At 66.9% G+C, this 15,910-nt stretch carries 18 protein-coding genes; 8 read left to right on the plus strand and 10 right to left on the minus strand.

The window, feature by feature from the left end; all coding sequences use genetic code 11:
- Window positions 1–5 precede the first annotated feature (5 nt).
- On the plus strand, window positions 6–626 hold the full coding sequence (locus BKG60_RS26340; protein WP_070944349.1) for a TetR/AcrR family transcriptional regulator: 621 nt from the start codon (window positions 6–8) through the stop codon (window positions 624–626).
- Window positions 627–630: 4 nt separating this feature from the next.
- Here the strand turns inward: BKG60_RS26340 and phoU are convergent, their stop codons facing one another.
- Window positions 631–1,290 carry a phosphate signaling complex protein PhoU gene (phoU, locus tag BKG60_RS26345; protein ID WP_070944195.1) on the minus strand — a complete coding sequence of 220 codons (660 nt, stop codon included), beginning with the start codon at window positions 1,288–1,290 and terminating at the stop codon, window positions 631–633.
- Between the two features lie 63 nt (window positions 1,291–1,353).
- Window positions 1,354–3,090, minus strand: a complete 1,737-nt coding sequence (locus tag BKG60_RS26350; RefSeq protein WP_075910209.1) for a GMC family oxidoreductase — start codon at window positions 3,088–3,090, stop codon at window positions 1,354–1,356.
- 235 nt (window positions 3,091–3,325) lie between these two features.
- Between BKG60_RS26350 and BKG60_RS26355 the strand changes: the two genes are divergently transcribed.
- Window positions 3,326–4,213 (plus strand): hypothetical protein, encoded by an 888-nt coding sequence (locus BKG60_RS26355; protein ID WP_165617759.1) that lies wholly within the window; start codon window positions 3,326–3,328, stop codon window positions 4,211–4,213.
- Between the two features lie 66 nt (window positions 4,214–4,279).
- On the opposite strand, the gene BKG60_RS26360 is transcribed toward BKG60_RS26355, so the two are convergent.
- The gene (locus BKG60_RS26360) at window positions 4,280–5,416 is read right to left on the minus strand and encodes a GuaB3 family IMP dehydrogenase-related protein (protein WP_171054927.1); all 1,137 of its coding nucleotides are present in this window, start codon (window positions 5,414–5,416) and stop codon (window positions 4,280–4,282) included.
- Between the two features lie 38 nt (window positions 5,417–5,454).
- The gene (gene guaB / locus BKG60_RS26365) at window positions 5,455–6,996 is read right to left on the minus strand and encodes an IMP dehydrogenase (RefSeq protein WP_070184714.1); all 1,542 of its coding nucleotides are present in this window, start codon (window positions 6,994–6,996) and stop codon (window positions 5,455–5,457) included.
- Window positions 6,997–7,142: 146 nt separating this feature from the next.
- Between guaB and BKG60_RS26370 the strand changes: the two genes are divergently transcribed.
- Entirely contained in the window at window positions 7,143–7,547 is a 405-nt protein-coding gene (locus BKG60_RS26370) for a DUF5319 domain-containing protein (RefSeq protein WP_003882245.1), read from the plus strand.
- Here BKG60_RS26370 and BKG60_RS26375 read toward each other — a convergent pair.
- The 3 genes from BKG60_RS26375 to BKG60_RS26385 all read right to left on the minus strand — a co-directional run bounded on the left by BKG60_RS26375 (window position 7,538) and on the right by BKG60_RS26385 (window position 10,180).
- Window positions 7,538–8,710: an anti-sigma-D factor RsdA gene (locus BKG60_RS26375; RefSeq protein WP_075910210.1), complete on the minus strand. Its 1,173-nt coding sequence runs from the start codon at window positions 8,708–8,710 to the stop codon at window positions 7,538–7,540. The two genes, BKG60_RS26370 and BKG60_RS26375, sit on opposite strands and share 10 nt — an antisense overlap.
- Window positions 8,703–9,281 carry a sigma-70 family RNA polymerase sigma factor gene (locus BKG60_RS26380; protein WP_070184713.1) on the minus strand — a complete coding sequence of 193 codons (579 nt, stop codon included), beginning with the start codon at window positions 9,279–9,281 and terminating at the stop codon, window positions 8,703–8,705. Before BKG60_RS26380 ends, BKG60_RS26375 begins: the two co-directional genes overlap by 8 nt.
- Window positions 9,282–9,382: 101 nt before the next feature.
- Window positions 9,383–10,180: a hypothetical protein gene (locus BKG60_RS26385; RefSeq protein ID WP_075910211.1), complete on the minus strand. Its 798-nt coding sequence runs from the start codon at window positions 10,178–10,180 to the stop codon at window positions 9,383–9,385.
- A 455-nt stretch (window positions 10,181–10,635) separates the two neighbouring features.
- Here BKG60_RS26385 and BKG60_RS26390 point away from each other — a divergent pair, with 455 nt between their 5' ends.
- Window positions 10,636–10,926 (plus strand): WhiB family transcriptional regulator, encoded by a 291-nt coding sequence (locus tag BKG60_RS26390; RefSeq protein WP_075910297.1) that lies wholly within the window; start codon window positions 10,636–10,638, stop codon window positions 10,924–10,926.
- A 93-nt stretch (window positions 10,927–11,019) separates the two neighbouring features.
- Here BKG60_RS26390 and BKG60_RS26395 read toward each other — a convergent pair whose 3' ends face one another.
- On the minus strand, window positions 11,020–11,382 hold the full coding sequence (locus BKG60_RS26395) for a DoxX family protein (RefSeq protein WP_083339216.1): 363 nt from the start codon (window positions 11,380–11,382) through the stop codon (window positions 11,020–11,022).
- A gap of 73 nt (window positions 11,383–11,455) precedes the next feature.
- On the opposite strand from BKG60_RS26395, the gene BKG60_RS26400 reads away from it, so the two are divergent.
- From BKG60_RS26400 to BKG60_RS26410, 4 genes are read left to right on the plus strand one after another with little or no spacing between them, the layout of a single operon-like run.
- Window positions 11,456–12,346 (plus strand): sigma-70 family RNA polymerase sigma factor, encoded by an 891-nt coding sequence (locus BKG60_RS26400; protein WP_075910212.1) that lies wholly within the window; start codon window positions 11,456–11,458, stop codon window positions 12,344–12,346.
- A 60-nt stretch (window positions 12,347–12,406) separates the two neighbouring features.
- Entirely contained in the window at window positions 12,407–12,643 is a 237-nt protein-coding gene (locus tag BKG60_RS32790; RefSeq protein ID WP_341350334.1) for an OsmC family protein, read from the plus strand.
- A 45-nt stretch (window positions 12,644–12,688) separates the two neighbouring features.
- Window positions 12,689–12,835: an OsmC family protein gene (locus BKG60_RS32795; RefSeq protein WP_341350335.1), complete on the plus strand. Its 147-nt coding sequence runs from the start codon at window positions 12,689–12,691 to the stop codon at window positions 12,833–12,835.
- A 42-nt stretch (window positions 12,836–12,877) separates the two neighbouring features.
- Window positions 12,878–13,285 (plus strand): nitroreductase family deazaflavin-dependent oxidoreductase, encoded by a 408-nt coding sequence (locus BKG60_RS26410; RefSeq protein WP_070184710.1) that lies wholly within the window; start codon window positions 12,878–12,880, stop codon window positions 13,283–13,285.
- 18 nt (window positions 13,286–13,303) lie between these two features.
- On the opposite strand, the gene BKG60_RS26415 is transcribed toward BKG60_RS26410, so the two are convergent.
- Together BKG60_RS26415 and BKG60_RS26420 are read right to left on the minus strand one after the other, a co-directional pair.
- Window positions 13,304–14,338 carry a zinc-binding dehydrogenase gene (locus BKG60_RS26415; RefSeq protein ID WP_075910298.1) on the minus strand — a complete coding sequence of 345 codons (1,035 nt, stop codon included), beginning with the start codon at window positions 14,336–14,338 and terminating at the stop codon, window positions 13,304–13,306.
- Window positions 14,339–14,382: 44 nt separating this feature from the next.
- Window positions 14,383–15,834 (minus strand): FAD-dependent oxidoreductase, encoded by a 1,452-nt coding sequence (locus BKG60_RS26420; RefSeq protein ID WP_070944353.1) that lies wholly within the window; start codon window positions 15,832–15,834, stop codon window positions 14,383–14,385.
- Window positions 15,835–15,910: the final 76 nt, after the last annotated feature.

Here is a 15,910-nt window from a genome sequence, read left to right on the forward strand (position 1 = left end):
CGAGTATTGTGTTGGCCATGTCGGCTGTCAAACCCACCCGTACCCGCCCCACCCGTGACGAGGTGCGTGACCGGATCCTGGACGCGGCGCTCAAGGTTTTCGCGGCCGAAGGGTTCGCCGGCGCCACCATCGACGCCATCGGTCACGCCGCGGGATTCACCAAAGGCGCGGTGTATTCGAACTTCGAATCCAAGGACGAGTTGTTCCTGGCCCTGCTGGACCGGCAGTTCGAGAGCCGCGGCGCACTTATCGCCACCGCGCTCGACAGCGGCCAGGGCGATACCGCGGCCATCGCCGCGGCCCTGAGCCGCTCAACCCTCGATTCGATCCACGACCAGACCGAATATCAGATCGTGCTCATCGAATACTGGCTGCGTGCAGTACGAGACCCGCAGCTGCGCGAACGCTTGGTGGCCCGCCGCCGCGCGGCCGCCGATCAAGCGCTGCGCATCGTCGAACAGGCCGGCACGGGCCTGCCCGGCCACCAGTTGTCGGCACTGGCACAACTGGTGGTGACGATCATCTCCGGCATCGCCACCGAGGAAGTGCTGCAACCCGGGACAGTCGACACCGAGACCCTCACCCGGCTGTTCACCGCGCTGCTGGAATCCTCCCCCGCGCAGTAACGGCTCACGCCAGCTTCTTGTGCAGCGGCCGGCCGCCGGTCGCCTCGAAAATCACCCGCTTGCCGATCTCGACGGCATGATCGGCGAACCGTTCGTAGTAGCGGCCCAACAATGCCACGTCGACAGCCGAGCACACCCCGTCCTCCCACTGACGGTCCAGCAGCAGGGTGAACAGATGGCGATGCTCGGCATCGACGGCGTCGTCCTCATCGCGCAGACGTGCCGCAGCGTCGGGATCCCGCGACACCAGCACCTCCTGGGCGGTCTGCGCCAACCGCACGGCCTGCGCCCCCATGTCGGTGAAACTCGCGCGGACCTCGTCGGGCAGCGCGCACTCGGGATGACGCAATCGGGAGATGTCGGCGACATGCACCGCAAGCGCACCCATCCGGTCGATGTCGGCCGCGATGTGCATCGAACCGACGACCGTGCGGAGCTCGCCGGCGACGGGCTGTTGCAGGACCAGCAGCCGGAACGCCGACTCCTCGATGCGGCGGTTATAGGCGGCGATGTGTTCATGGTCGGCGATGACCTGCTCGGCCAACGACAGATCGGAGTCGAGCAGAGCCTGGTTGGCCCGTTGCATCGCGCTCACCGCCAGAGCACACATCTCGGCAAGTTGACTGCACAGCTGTGCCAACTCGTCGTGAAACGCCTTCCGCATCGCCACATCCCTCCCCCGGACCCCGCCGTCCGGCGAAGGTCAAGTACCCGGAAGGGCTGGGCGCTAACCGCCTGAGTTGACGGGCTCGATCGGCAGGCGTCGCAACCCGGCGGGCGCTTCGGCCGGTACCGCGGGATGCTCGGGCGCGATCGGCGCCAGTTTCCGGTACGGCTCATTCTGCGCCGGGCGCTGGTCGTCCTGCCCCTTGTTGGGCCACAACGACGCCGCGCGTTCAGCTTGCGCGGTGATCGACAGCGACGGGTTCACCCCGAGGTTCGCCGAGATGGCCGCACCGTCCATCACGTGGAGCGTCGGATAGTTGTACACGCGCTGGTAGGGATCGATGACGCCGTGCTCGGCACTGTCGCCGATGGCGGCCCCGCCGAGGAAGTGCGCGGTGAGCGGGATGTTGAACAGCTCGCCCCAGGTACCGCCGGCCACCCCGTCGACCTTCTCCGCCATCCGCCGGGTGAACTCGTTGCCCACCGGGATCCACGTCGGATTCGGTTCGCCGTGGCCCTGTTTGGACGTCATCACGCGCTTACCCCCGGGCCCGCGCTTGGTGAAGGTGGTGATCGAGTTGTCCAGGTGCTGCATCACCAGCGCGATCACCGTGCGCTCACTCCACCGCTGCGGGTTGAGGAGCCGGATCAGCTTGCCCGGATCCTGGCGGGCCTGATCGAGGAATTGCCGCCAACGGGGAACGTCGGTGCCCTGCGGCCCGGCGCCGTCGGTCATCAGCGTCTGCAGCAGGCCCATCGCGTTGGAGCCCTTGCCGTAGCGCACCGGCTCCACATGGGTGTCGGAGGTGGGATGCACCGAGGAGGTGATGGCCACGCCGTGGGTCAGATCCATACCGGGTGTCACGGTCAGGGTCTGTGCGCCCACGATGGACTCGGAGTTGGTTCGGGTCAGCACGCCGAGCTTGTCCGACAGCCGGTTGAGCTTGCCGGTGTCGCGCATCTTGAACAGCAGCTTCTGGGTGTTGTACGTCCCGGCCGCCAGGACCAGGTGCGTCGCGGTGAACGTCTTGCGCCTGCGCCGCAGCTTGCTGCCGGTGCGCACCGTGGTGACCTCCCACAGCCCGTCGGCGCGCTGCTCGAAACTCGTCACGGTGGTCATCGGATGCACTTGTGCGCCGGCCGATTCCGCAAGACCCAGGTAGTTCTTGACGAGCGTGTTCTTGGCACCGTGACGACAGCCGGTCATGCATTCCCCGCACTCGATACACCCGGTGCGGGCCGGGCCTGCGCCGCCGAAGAACGGGTCCGGCACGGTCTTGCCAGGTGCCTTCTCACCGTCGAGGCCGAAGAACACCCCGACCGGCGTGGCGACGAAGGTATCCCCGCAGCCCATGTCGTCGGCGACCTCTTTGACGATGCGGTCCGCGTCGGTGAAGGTCGGGTTCTTCACCACACCGAGCATTCGCTGGGCCTGGTCGTAATGCGGCATCAGCTCGGCCCGCCAGTCGGTGATGCCCTTCCACTGCGGATCGTTGAAGAACGGGTCCGGCGGCACGTAGAGGGTGTTCGCGTAGTTCAGCGATCCGCCGCCCACACCCGCGCCGGCCAGGATCATCACGTTGCGCAGCAGGTGGATGCGCTGGATGCCGTACATGCCCAGCTGAGGTGCCCACAGGAACTTGCGCAGGTCCCACGAGGTCTTGGCGAAGTCCGGGTCGGCGAACCGTTGGCCGGCCTCGAGTACACCGACCCGATAGCCCTTCTCTGTCAGCCGCAGCGCACTGACGCTGCCGCCGAACCCCGAACCGATCACCAAGACGTCATAGTCAGGCTTCATGTGATCAGTATGACGCTACCGATTGGTAACTTCTAGACAGGAGGCCCTAACTTGTAAAGGAGATTTTCCCCGCGAGCAGACACAGACTCGCATCAATTGGGCCTCGGTAATGCGATTCTCTGTCTGCTCGGCGGGGAGGGTTTGTCCACAAGCCGAAGTTCATCCCCAACCGGCCCAAGTAGTGCGGCGCAGGAAGTGCGTGGCGACCCAGGATTCGATCGTGACCGTATCGACTGTGACCGCCTCGGCACTGACGCTGTTGGACGAGCTCGGTGGATTCGCCACCACCCGCCAGTTGTTGACCGTCATGACACGTCAGCAGCTGGACGTCCAGGTGCGCAGAGGCTTTCTCACGCGTGTTTGGTACGGCGTGTATGCAGCGTCGAAGCCAGATCTGATGGGACGCCTGGCCGCGCTCGACCTCTACATAGGCAGTGAAGCGGTCCTGTGCATGGGAACTGCCGCAACGCTGTACGGCTTCGACTTTGAGAACACGACAGCCATCCACATGCTCGATCCGGGTGTCCGCGTACGACCCTGCGTCGGCTTGATGGTTCATCAACGAGTAGGCGCGCCGCTGCAGCGCATTTCCGGACGACTGGCGACCGCACCGGCCTGGACGGCGGTCGAGATCGCGCGACAGTTGCCGCGGCCACGCGCGCTCGCTGTCTTGGACGGCGCGCTTCATTCGCTGCGGTGCACTCCCGCCGACTTGGACAAGGCAGTACGCGAGCAGCGCGGTCGGCGCGGCATCGTCGCCGTACGAGAACTTCTCCAACATGCCGATGGCCGAGCCGAATCCGCGATGGAAAGCGAGGCCAGGCTGGTCATGATCGACTACGGCCTACCGCGGCCTGAACTTCAGTACGAGATCCGTGGCCGGAACGGCGAGACATGGCGAGTCGATTTCGCGTGGCTCGACGCGCGAGTCGCAGCGGAGTACGAGGGCCTGGATTGGCATTCCGGTCCGGCCAAGATGGTCGACGACAAGAAGCGGGTCGCCGGCATTCAAGAGCAGGGGTGGACAGTGATTCCGATGGTGGCTCAAGATGTGCGGCGATATCCCAGCCAGCTCGCCGAGCGCATCAACTATCACCTCTCGGCAGCGCGCCTAGCCGGTTGAGACCGCGAGCAGACACAGACTCGCATGAAACACGCGCGGGTAATGCGATTCTCTGTCTGCTCGGCGTCAAGAGCCAACAGTGAGCCCGACCTTCTGGAATTCCTTGAGATCGCAGTAGCCCGCCTTGGCCATCGACCGGCGCAGACCACCGACCAGGTTCAACGACCCGAACGGATCGTCGGACGGCCCGTTGAGCACTTGCGCCAACCCCGGCCGCTCGCCGACCGCCACCTGCAGCAGCGCACCACGAGGCAACGACGGGTGCGCCGCCGCGGCCGGCCAGAACCAGCCGCCGCCGAGCGCCTCGTCGGCGATGGCAAGCGGCGTGCCCAGCACCACCGCGTCGGCACCGCATGCGATCGCCTTGGCCAGGTCGCCCGAGGTGTGGATGTCGCCGTCGGCCAGCACGTGCACGTAGCGTCCGCCGGTCTCGTCGAGGTATTCGCGACGGGCGGCCGCCGCATCGGCGATCGCGGTGGCCATCGGCACGCTGATGCCCAGCACCTCGTCGCTGGTGGTCACCCCGGCAGTGGAGCCGTAGCCGACGATCACGCCGGCCGCGCCGGTACGCATCAGGTGCAGTGCGGTGCGGTGGTCGAGCACGCCGCCGGCCACCACGGGCACGTCGAGCTCGGAGATGAACGTCTTCAAATTGAGAGGATCACCGGCCCCGTGATCTTGCGCAACACGCTCGGCGGAGATGATGGTGCCCTGGATGACCAGCAGGTCGATCCCGGCCGCCACCAGCGTCGGGGTCAGCGCCTGGGCGTTCTGCGGACTGACGCGGACCGCCGTGGTGACCCCAGCCTCACGGATACGGGCCACCGCCGCGCCGAGCAGCTCGGGGTCCAGGGGTGCGGCATGCAGCTGCTGCAGCATTCGGGTTGCGGCGGCATCATCGGAAGCCGTGGCCGCGACGTCGAGCACCTGGGCGATCTTCTCTTCGACATCGGCGTGCCTGCCGATCAGCCCCTCGCCGTTGAGTACCCCGAGCCCACCGAGCCGGCCCATCTCGATCGCGAACTCCACCGATACCAGGGAGTCGGTCGGATGCGCGACAACCGGAACCTCGAAGCGGTACGCATCGAGCTGCCAGGCCGTCGACACGTCCTGGGACGAACGGGTGCGCCGGGACGGCACGATCGTGACGTCATCGAGCTCATAGGTACGGCGGGCAGTTCTGCCCATGCCGATTTCAACCATGTCGCGCATGACTGTTCTTAGTCTCCTGCCCCACCGATTCAGCGGGTGTAGTAGTTGGGGGCCTCGACAGTCATGGTGATGTCGTGCGGGTGGCTTTCCTTCAACCCGGCCGCCGTGATCTGGACGAACTGCGCCTGCTGCAGCTGCTCGATGGTCGCCGAGCCGGTGTAGCCCATCGCGGCCCGCAGGCCGCCGGTCAGCTGGTGGATGACCGTCCCGAGCGGACCACGGAACGGCACCCGGCCCTCGATGCCCTCGGGCACGAGCTTGTCCTCGGAGAGCACGTCGTCTTGGAAGTAACGGTCCTTGGAATAGGACTTGGCACCGCCGCGTCCCTGCATGGCACCCAATGAGCCCATGCCGCGGTAACTCTTGAACTGCTTGCCATTGACGAAGATCAGCTCACCGGGCGACTCGGCGGTACCGGCCAGCAGCGAGCCCAGCATGGCCGTCGACGCACCGGCGGCCAGCGCCTTGGCGATGTCACCGGAGTACTGCAGACCGCCGTCGGCGATCACCGGCACGCCATACGGCTTGCAGGCCGCGACCGCCTCCATGATGGCGGTGATCTGCGGGGCACCGACACCTGCGACGACGCGGGTGGTGCAGATCGAGCCGGGGCCGACGCCGACCTTGACCGCGTCGGCACCGGCCTGGACCAGCGCCGAGGCCGCCGCGCGGGTCGCGACGTTGCCGCCGACCACCTCGACGCGGTCGCCCACGGCTTGCTTCACCCGCGAAACCATGTCGAGCACACCGCGGTTGTGAGCGTGGGCGGTGTCGACGATCAGCACGTCGACACCGGCATCGGCCAGGTTCATCGCCCGGGCCCAGGCGTCGTCGCCGACACCGACCGCGGCGCCGACCAACAGCCGGCCGTCGCTGTCCTTGGTGGCCAGCGGGAACTGCTCGGTCTTGACGAAGTCCTTGACCGTGATCAGGCCGGTCAGCTTGCCGTGCCCATCGACGATCGGCAGCTTCTCGATCTTGTGCCGGCGCAGCAGGCCCAGCGCAGCTTCGGCCGAAACACCTTCCTGCGCGGTGATCAGCGGCGGCTTGGTCATCACCTCGGCGACAGGCTTGTTCTCGTCCACCTCGAACCGCATGTCGCGGTTGGTGATGATCCCGACCAGCTGCCCACCCTCGTCGACAACGGGCAGACCGGAGATGCGGAACCGGGCGCACATCGCGTCGACCTCGGCCAAGGTGTTGGTCGGAGAACACGTGACCGGGTCGGTGACCATGCCGGCCTCCGACCGCTTCACCGTCTCCACCTGGGCGGCCTGCTCGGCGGCGGGCAGGTTGCGGTGCAGCACGCCCATGCCGCCGGCGCGGGCCATCGCGATGGCCATCCGCGACTCGGTGACGGTGTCCATCGCAGAGCTGACCAGCGGCACCCGCAGGCGGATGTTGCGGGTCAGCTGACTCGAGGTGTCGGCAGCAGCGGGAACCACATCGGAGGCCGCGGGCAGCAGCAGCACATCATCAAAGGTGAGACCGAGCATTGCGACCTTGGTGGGGTCATCGCCGCCGGTCGACACCGGTACGGCGATGGGAACGCTGCTTTCAGCGATCGACATGGGTGGGGCCTCCAGTGGCAGGCGTGGGGCTTATGACCCGATTCTATCGGCTCGGATATTGACAGTGATGTTGCCGCTCCTCGCACGTCCGCTTGCGCATCGGCACGGCTGGCGCGATGGGAGGACGGCTGCGTAGTGTGGGACCCGTGCGTGACCACCTCCCCCCTGGTTTGCCGCCCGATCCGTTTGCCGACGATCCCTGCGATCCGTCGGCCGCACTGGACGCGATCGAGCCGGGCCAGCCTCTGGACCCCCAGGAACGGACGGCAGTCGAGGCTGATCTAGCCGATCTCGCGGTGTATGAAGCGTTGTTGGCGCACAAAGGAATTCGTGGCCTCGTCGTGTGCTGTGACGAATGCCAACAGGACCACTACCACGATTGGGACATGCTGCGGGCCAATCTGCTGCAGCTGCTTGTCGACGGCACGGTACGCCCGCACGAGCCCGCCTACGATCCCGAGCCCGACGCCTACGTGACGTGGGATTACTGCCGCGGCTACGCCGACGCGTCCCTCAACGAGGCCACCTCGGACACCGACGGCTACCGCTGAGAACCGCCTAGCCCCGGCAACAGGGGCAGTTCCATCTCCGGCAACGCCGGACCTTCCGCACCCTGCCCGCTCGACGGGCCCTCGTGATCTGCGCCACCCTCGCTCTCGGCAGGTGCCGACGGCGCGCTGTGCGCCGGGGGCGCCGACGTGGGCTCCACCGGCGCGGCGGTGGTGGGCGGCTCAGCCGTTGGCGCAGCCGAGGTGGTGGGCGCCGACGTCGTGCGCGTCACCGCCGGCGGTGAGGCCGACGACGACGGAGTCGTCGCCGGGGCCGACGCGCTGGTGGTGGGCTCGGGGCTGCTCGTCGGGGCTGTCGACGCCGACGAGGTCGGCGGCGTCGACGGGGCCGTGGTGGTCGGAGGCGATGTCTCCGACGGCGTAGGTGTTGTAGGTGTTACCGACGGACCCGATGTCTCCGAACCCGGTGTCGTCTCCGTAGGCGAGGTCGAAGGCCCGGTCGTCGGTGTCGACGTCGGGATCTCTCCCGGCGGGCTCTCGACGGGCGACGACGGTGGCGTCGTCACGGTCACCTCGGGCAGCACCACCGGCGGCGCGTCGGGTGGCACGGTCGCTTTCGGATCACGGTTTTCCACCTTCACCGACAGCTGCTGCCATTGGTCGACGAGCTCCTGCTTGCGCCGCTCGTCATCGACGGTGGCGACGGTGGTGGTGAGGGTCTGCAGCTTCTGCTGTGCCTGTTCCCATTGCCCATCGTCGATCAGCTGCTGGACCTGTTTGAGCTCACTGGAGGCCAACTCGACGCCTACGTCGCGCGTCACCGGTGCCGAGCCGAAAACCAGTCCACGCACGCCGTAGAGCGCGTCGCCCGGCCCCGAGCCGTACACGGCCGCACCGAACCCACCGAGGCACAGCAGCGCGGCCGCCATCGATCCCACCAGTGCCATCGGCATCCGAACCCGGCCCTGCGAGGTGGCCTTGTCGAGTGCCGCGACGGCCTCGCGGGGCGTCGCGATGCCCGACATCGGAGCGCGCCGCGCCTCGTCGCGCCAGCCGGTCAGCAGAACGGCGAGTTCTGCCTCTTCCCGGTCGGTGGCATACACCTGCCGTTCGAGGGACAACGCCTCGATGAATTTCTCGGACCGGTTGATCTCGTTGAGGGACGGATCACCACCGTTTGAGGTCCAGCGGCCGAAGTCAGGCATGGTCACGTCCCGTCGCCATGATCTCGGTCTTGAGCCGGGCCAGCGCCCGGTGCTGAGCCACCCGCACGGCGCCGGCGGTGCTGCCGACGGCCTCGGCGGTCTCTTCGGCGCTCATGCCGACCACGATGCGCAGGATCAGGATCTCGCGCTGCTTTTCGGGCAGTACCGCCAGCAGCCTGGCCATCCGTTCCGAAGACTCGGTGTCGAGCGCGGTCTGTTCGGGCCCCGTGTCAAGGGAGAACCGCTCGGGCACCACATCGGTGGGCTCGGCACGATTCCTGGCCGCCGCGCGATGCGCGTCAGCAACCTTGTGCGCAGCGATGCCGTACACAAAGGCCAGGAACGGGCGTCCCTGATCTTTGTAGCGCGGCAGCGCCGTTATGGCGGCCAAGCAAACCTCCTGCGCAACGTCATCAGCTGATAGACCACTACGCTCGGTCGCCCCCACCCTCGCCCGGACATAACGAACGACGATTGGCCGAATGATCTCCAGCACTTCCGAGAGCGCGTTCCGATCACCTGCCACTGCCTCAGCAACGACAATGTCGAGACGGTCTCCCGAACTTGTCATCGTGGGCGATCTCTCCAGCGTTACGTTGCACCGACACTCGCGGCGATTGGCTGAGCTAAACAATAACGATCGGGGCGGGGTGGCCGTGACCAGTGCCGGTTCTAGGTGCCGGCCCACACCCCGCCTCTGCGACGCACTGTATCGGCGCTGAGGTCCCGGATTCTGCTGATTTGTCCAGCCTCGTGCGTGGCGCTCCCGATGTCGGCCAGCAGGCAGGCCAACGCCCAGCGCAGCGGGATCAGCCCGGATTTCTCACTGGCCAGCAGTGCCGCGTCGGCGACTTCGCGTGCGGCGTCGAACTCGCCGGCACTGCACAGTGCCGCGGCCAGCACAACGTCTGATTTGACGGCGTGGCGCGTCGAGCGGTGACCGGCCGCAGCCGCGACCCCTCGACGGGCATGCTCCACCGCCGCGGCGCCGTCGCCCTGGACCATCGCCAGTTCGGCGCTCACCCACTCCAGCCGGATCTGCCGGCGTGAGTTGGCGGATGTTTCGAGGGCGCGGGCCCGGTCGAGTAGCCGCTCCGAGACACCGAAGCGGCCGAGTCCGAGCGCATCGGCGGCCAGCCCGACGAGCGCATCGGCGGCTGCCTCGGCATCGTCACCGCACCGAGCCCAGGCCTGACCGTCGGCCGCGCGGGCACGTGCGTGCCCGCCCAACTGGCGAAGAAACGAGGCCCGGGTGCTGTGCGCCAACGACACCAATGGCCCGGCGTCCCGCCCCCGCAGGAGCACGCCGAGCTCGGTGAGGGCACAGCCGTAGCGCCCCTGCCCGCCGGCGGCGACCGCCCGCAGCCAGCGCTCGCGCGGCGTAGTTGCGCTGGGTAGCGGCCACCGGCCGGGCTCGGCCCCAAAGGCCGCGTCGGCCAGGGCCGCAGCGGCCGCCGGGAATTCAGTCATCGTTTCGCGACGCTATCAACTGCACAGTCGCAACTTCACAGTCGGCTCAGGCACGCGGGAATCGGGTACCGCATACCGTCGGAACCGGGTATTGAATGTTGCGATATAAGCATCAGTTAACAATTGGTGGCGCGAATGTTAATGGCGTGTCAACTAACCGCTGCCCGCCCGGAATAGCACACAACGTCCCCGCCTGCGCGAACAGGGAAAACCCGAACTTGGTTGCCACAGCCTTAACATGCAAGCCCCGGCTTAAGCGTCGCAACGATGAACGCGATGTAAATTCTCGACCTGCGATTATGCCCTTTAGCACACCGCGGGCCTATTGACTCGCTTTATTCAGTCCCCCTAGTTTGTGTGCACGAGCGGTCATCGGCGACACGTGCTCAGTTCGGTTCCACCGACTCAAACCCGCCCAATTCGGCGAAATGGGCGAGCAGAGAGGGGTTTTCCACATGCCGCAGCCGCAGCAGCTTCCCGGACCCAATGCGGATATCTGGGATTGGCAAATGCAGGGACTTTGCCGTGGTGTCGATTCGTCGATGTTCTTCCATCCCGATGGTGAACGCGGACGGGCCCGGGCTCAACGTGAGCTCCGCGCCAAGGAGATGTGCCGCAGCTGCCCAGTGATTACCCAGTGCCGTACACATGCGCTTGCAGTCGGTGAGCCGTACGGCATCTGGGGCGGCCTGAGCGAGTCCGAGCGTGAGCTCTTGCTCAAGCGAGGCATCCGCCGCACCGCCTGAGCCGTACAGCAAACTCATACGCCGATCCGAAAAGGCTCCATCCCAGTCGAGATGGGGCCTTTTCGGTTGTCAGCTTGAGTTGGCCTGCGTCGGTCAGCCCGCGAGAAAGGCGGCCAGCGACAGCACCGCGAGGACCAGGAACGCCGCCGGGAACGCGATGTTGTAGAAGACCTGCGCGCGGATGTGGGTGATCACGGCACCGATGAAGAACGCCACCAGTCCGACCGCGGCGGCGAGGCCGAGCGGCGGGAATGCAAACAGGCCCACGAGCAGTCCGACGGCTCCGGCCCCCTTGAGCAGGCCCAGCACCGGAACCCAGTTCCGCGGGACGTCGACCTCCGCCGAGTTGGCCAGCACGAAACTCGCCCCGGCGAGATCCGCGAGCGCCATCGCCGCGTTGGCCGCGATGGTGACCGCGACGATCAATGTCGCGATCATGCCGAGTTGTAGGGTCATGGTGGTCGCCTCCGATGTCCGATCGTCAAGGGGTTCACCTTGTTGACGCTCGCCGTGCGTGAAAGGTGACGGCATGACCGACCAAAGGGTCCTGGCCGACCGATTCGAAGAGGATCGTCCCCGTCTGCGCGCGGTGGCGTGTCGACTGCTCGGCTCGGTGCACGATGCCGACGACGCGGTTCAGGCGGCGTGGCTCAAGATCAGCCGTCGCGGCATCGACGGTGTGAACACCCCGACCGCCTGGTTCACCACGGTCACCGCACACGAGTGTCTCGACCGGCTGCGAGAGCACAAGCGGCGTGCCGAAGTCCTCGGCGGCGACGAACTGCTCCCCGAGGCCCTGTCCCCAGCCGCCGACGAGCAGGTGGTCATGGCCGAATCGGTGGGCCGCGCCCTGCTCGTCGTGCTCGACCAGCTCTCGCCCGCCCAACGCGTCGCGTTCGTGCTGCACGACGCCTTCGCCGTGCCTTTCGACGTCATTGCCACGCTGCTCGACCGCACACCGGCGGCCGCCAAGAAACTGGCCAGCCGGGCCCGCGACCGCGTCAACGGTTCCGAGCCGTCCGCGGCCCGCCCCACCGCTGAACACCTCGACATCGCCCGGACTTTCCTGGCCGCTTCCCAGCAGGGCGATCTGGAGGCGCTGCTGGAAATTCTGGACCCCGATGTGGTGCGTCGCGTCGACCGCGTGCTCGTCGGCGGGCAGGTCCCCACCGAGCTGCGAGGTGCACAGGAGTTCGTCGAGGAGTCGAAGATGTTCGCCGCGGTCGCCCGCGGTGGCGAGGTCGCGGTGCTCGACGGCGCCGCCGGCATCGTCATCGCGCCGGCCGGCCGGCTGAGGTCCCTACTGCGTCTCGACATCCGAGACGGGCGGATTCATGTCATCGACATCATCGGCGATCCGGACCGCTTGGCCGCGGTCTCCGTGACGTTGGCCGACCAGTTCCCTGCCGAGCAGACGTAGAACTGTCCCAAAATCGGCATTTGCGGGCAGCTTTGTGTCTGCTCGCCGAAACTCGTGACCATGACCATCGACGTCACCGTGGCCGAGACGGGCGCGGGAACCTACACCCAGCAGATCACCGCCGGACGCCACCAGTTCATCGCCGACGAACCGCTTCCGGTGGGTGACGACGCCGGCCCGAATCCCTATGACCTGGTATTGGCCGGCCTGGGCGCGTGTACGTCGATGACGGTGCGGATGTACGCCGACCGCAAGGGCTGGCCTCTTGAGCAGGTACGAGTCACGTTGCGGCACTAGCGTATTCATGCGAAGGACTGTGCCGACTGCGAGACCACGAAGGGGATGATCGACCAGATCGACCGCGAGATCGAGTTGATCGGCGAGCTCGACGACACCCAACGGGAACGGCTGATGTACATCGCGGAGCGGTGCCCCGTCCATCAAACCCTCAATTCGGAAGTCCACATCACCACGACCGAGATTTCGTGATCCGCCTGCACCGGCGTGAAGCCCCGGCGTAGGAAGGACGTCATGACCGAGAACTGGAATGACAAGATCATCGCCGAGTTCCGCGCCAACGGAGGCAAGGTCGGTGGACCGTTCGAGGGTGCGACGCTGCTGCTCCTGCACACCACCGGGGCCAAGTCCGGCAAGGAGCGCGTCAACCCGGTGATGGCATTCGATCTCGACGGCAAGCTCGCCATCGTCGGTTCGTACGCAGGTGCCGACGTCGACCCTGCATGGCTGCACAATCTGCGCGCGCATCCCGATGCCCACATCGAAATCGGTACCGACGCCTACGACGTACGCGCTCGCGAGATGCCACGGGACGAGCGCGACGCGGCGTATCCACGCATCGTCGCGAAGGCACCGGGCTTCGGGGAGTATCAGACGAAAACCGACCGGGTCATCCCGGTCATCGAGTTGCAGCGCCGCTGACGCCCGGCCACAGCAGGTTCATGGCTCGATCAACACCTTGAGGGCCTCACGGTCGGCCATCGCGCGATAGCCGTCGGGGGTCTCGTCGAGGCCGATGGTGCGGTCGAACACCCGGCCGGGTTCGATGGTGCCGTCGAGCACGTCGGGCATGAGTTTCTCGATGTAGGCACGGGCCGGCGCCACCCCGCCGGTGAGCGTGACGTTGCGGAAGAAGGTGCCGAAATCCATTGGCACTTGGGTGTATTGAGATACTCCTAGCCGGCTCACCCGGCCGCCCGCCCGTACCACGTCGAGCGCCGTGGCGACCGACGGTTCGGTCCCCACGCATTCGATCACTGCGTGGGTGCCGTCCCCGCCGGTCAGTTCGCGAATTTTCTCGACGGCTTCGTCGCCGCGTTCGGGTACCACGTCGGTGGCACCGAACTCGCGACCCAGGTCGGTTCGGACGGTGTGGCGGCCGTTCAGGATGATCTGCTCGGCACCCAACCGCTTGGCGGCCAGCACCGCACACAGTCCCACCGCACCGTCACCGATGACCGTCACCGACGATCCCGGCCCCACCCCGGCGGTCACCACGCCGTGATGGCCGGTGCAGAACACATCCGACAGGGTCAGCAGGGACGGCATCAGTGCCGAGTCCTCGGCCACCGGAAGCTTCACCAGCGTCCCCTGCGCTTGAGGAACGCGCACGGCTTCGCCCTGGCCGGCATCGACGCCGGGGGCGCCCCACCCGCCACCGTGGCGGCAGGACGTCTGCAGCCCCTCCGCGCAGAAATCACACGTGTTGTCCGCCCAGACGAAGGGGGCGACCACCAGGTCACCGCGCGCGAGCCCGGACACGTCTACTCCGACGTCCTCGACGACGCCGATGAACTCATGCCCCATCCGTCGGCCACCGTCCTTGTGGGGCATGGACTGATACGGCCACAGGTCGCTGCCGCAGATGCAGGCGCGCGTGACCCGCACGATGGCGTCGGTCGACTCTTTCACGATGGGATCGGGCACGTTTTCCACACGCACGTCGCCGGCGCCATACATCACGGTTGCTCGCATGCTCATTCCTTCACTCTTCCGGCTCACGACCAAGATAGCGCTTGTCAGAAGTTCAAGCCCGAGAACATGATCCGGCTCGGGTCATACTTCTGCCGGGTGGCGGCAAGCCGGGAAAGGTTGGCCCCGAAATACCGTGACGCCGGCTGGTTCGCCTCGAGATAGTTCACGTAGCCGCCGACCGAATACGGTGCCACGGCTCGGTGCGCAGTGTTGAGCCAATTGGCTGCCGGCGCAGGCGAACCGGCGGTTTCCACGTACCACTGCACCAGAGCGGACTGTCGTCGCCACGGAAAGGCGGCGTCCCCCGGCCCCACCGTGGCCAGTGCGCCGTCGAGCGCATGCATGATCACCAGCGGACGGCCGGCCCCGGCCGGGAAGGCGTTGAACGCCGCGGCGATTCCCTGGGCGGCGGCCGGGGTGATCGACTGGAAGACGTCGGATCCGCCGACATAGCCGAGCGGCGCCGGGTTGAGGTTGTCGGCAGCCAGGAATTTCACCAGGTCCAGATAGTTCAATGTGCGGTTCTCCGTCCCGGCCGGCTGCAGACCCACCGCTTTGACGATGGTGGCCGCCACGCTGCCCCCTGACCCGACCGGACAGGTTGCGAGTATGCGGCAGTGCGCGCCCTGCGGGTCGGTGACGGTGTCGGCCAATGCCCAGCTGCTGCGGTCGGCGGTACGCAGCCAGTTCTGCCACCCCATCAGTACCTGCGGGAAAGCCTGCAGCGGAAAATGCAGCCCGACGACATCCACGTCGCTGATCGGGAAGGTGGCGAAGGTCAGCGCGGTGGTCACCCCGAAATTGCCGCCGCCACCGCCTCGCAACGCCCAATACAGATCCGGATGCTCATTTGCCGACGCCGTGACCGCCGCACCGCCGGGCAGCACCACTGTCGCCGAGACCATTTGATCGCACATCAGCCCCGCATGGCGCGATTGGGCGCCGAGCCCGCCGCCCAGGGCATGCCCGGCCGCCCCGACCGTCGGACAGGTGCCGGTGGGAATGCCACGCCCGGCTGCGGCGAGGGCCTGGTGGATCGGGTACAAGCCGGTAGCGGGTGTCACCGTGACATACCCGGTGGCGGCGTCATAGTCGATGCCGCCTGGCAGTTGGCGCAGATCCAGCACCATCGTGCCGTTCGCTGTCGACGCGCCCACATAGGAGTGCCCGCCACCGCGCGCAGCGACCTTGAGGTTGTGGGCCGCGGCGAAGGCCATCGCCCTTTGCACGTCCGCCGCCGAATTCGGGGTGACGATCGCCGCCGGGGTCAGTCCGTTGAAATTGGTGTTGAAAACGCTTTTGGCCGAGGCGAATTGCCCACCGTTGTCCGGCAGGACCACCTGGCCCTGGATCGCGGCCGAGAGATCGCCCCAGCCGGCCGGGTCGGCACTTGCCCGGCTCGATCCGAACACCGCGCCAGCAGCAAACGCACCGACGGCTCCGCGCAGGAACCTTTGACGCGAGATCCCGCGCGGCGACTCCCGCGGTTCCGTCATGTCCGAATTGTGGATCACTTGAGTCGAAAGCCGCGGCGCCGCACGACGTGTTGAGGTTTCGGTCCGATACCGATTC

The organism is Mycobacterium syngnathidarum, assembly GCF_001942625.1.
In the GTDB taxonomy this organism is placed as follows: Bacteria; Actinomycetota; Actinomycetes; order Mycobacteriales; family Mycobacteriaceae; genus Mycobacterium; species Mycobacterium syngnathidarum.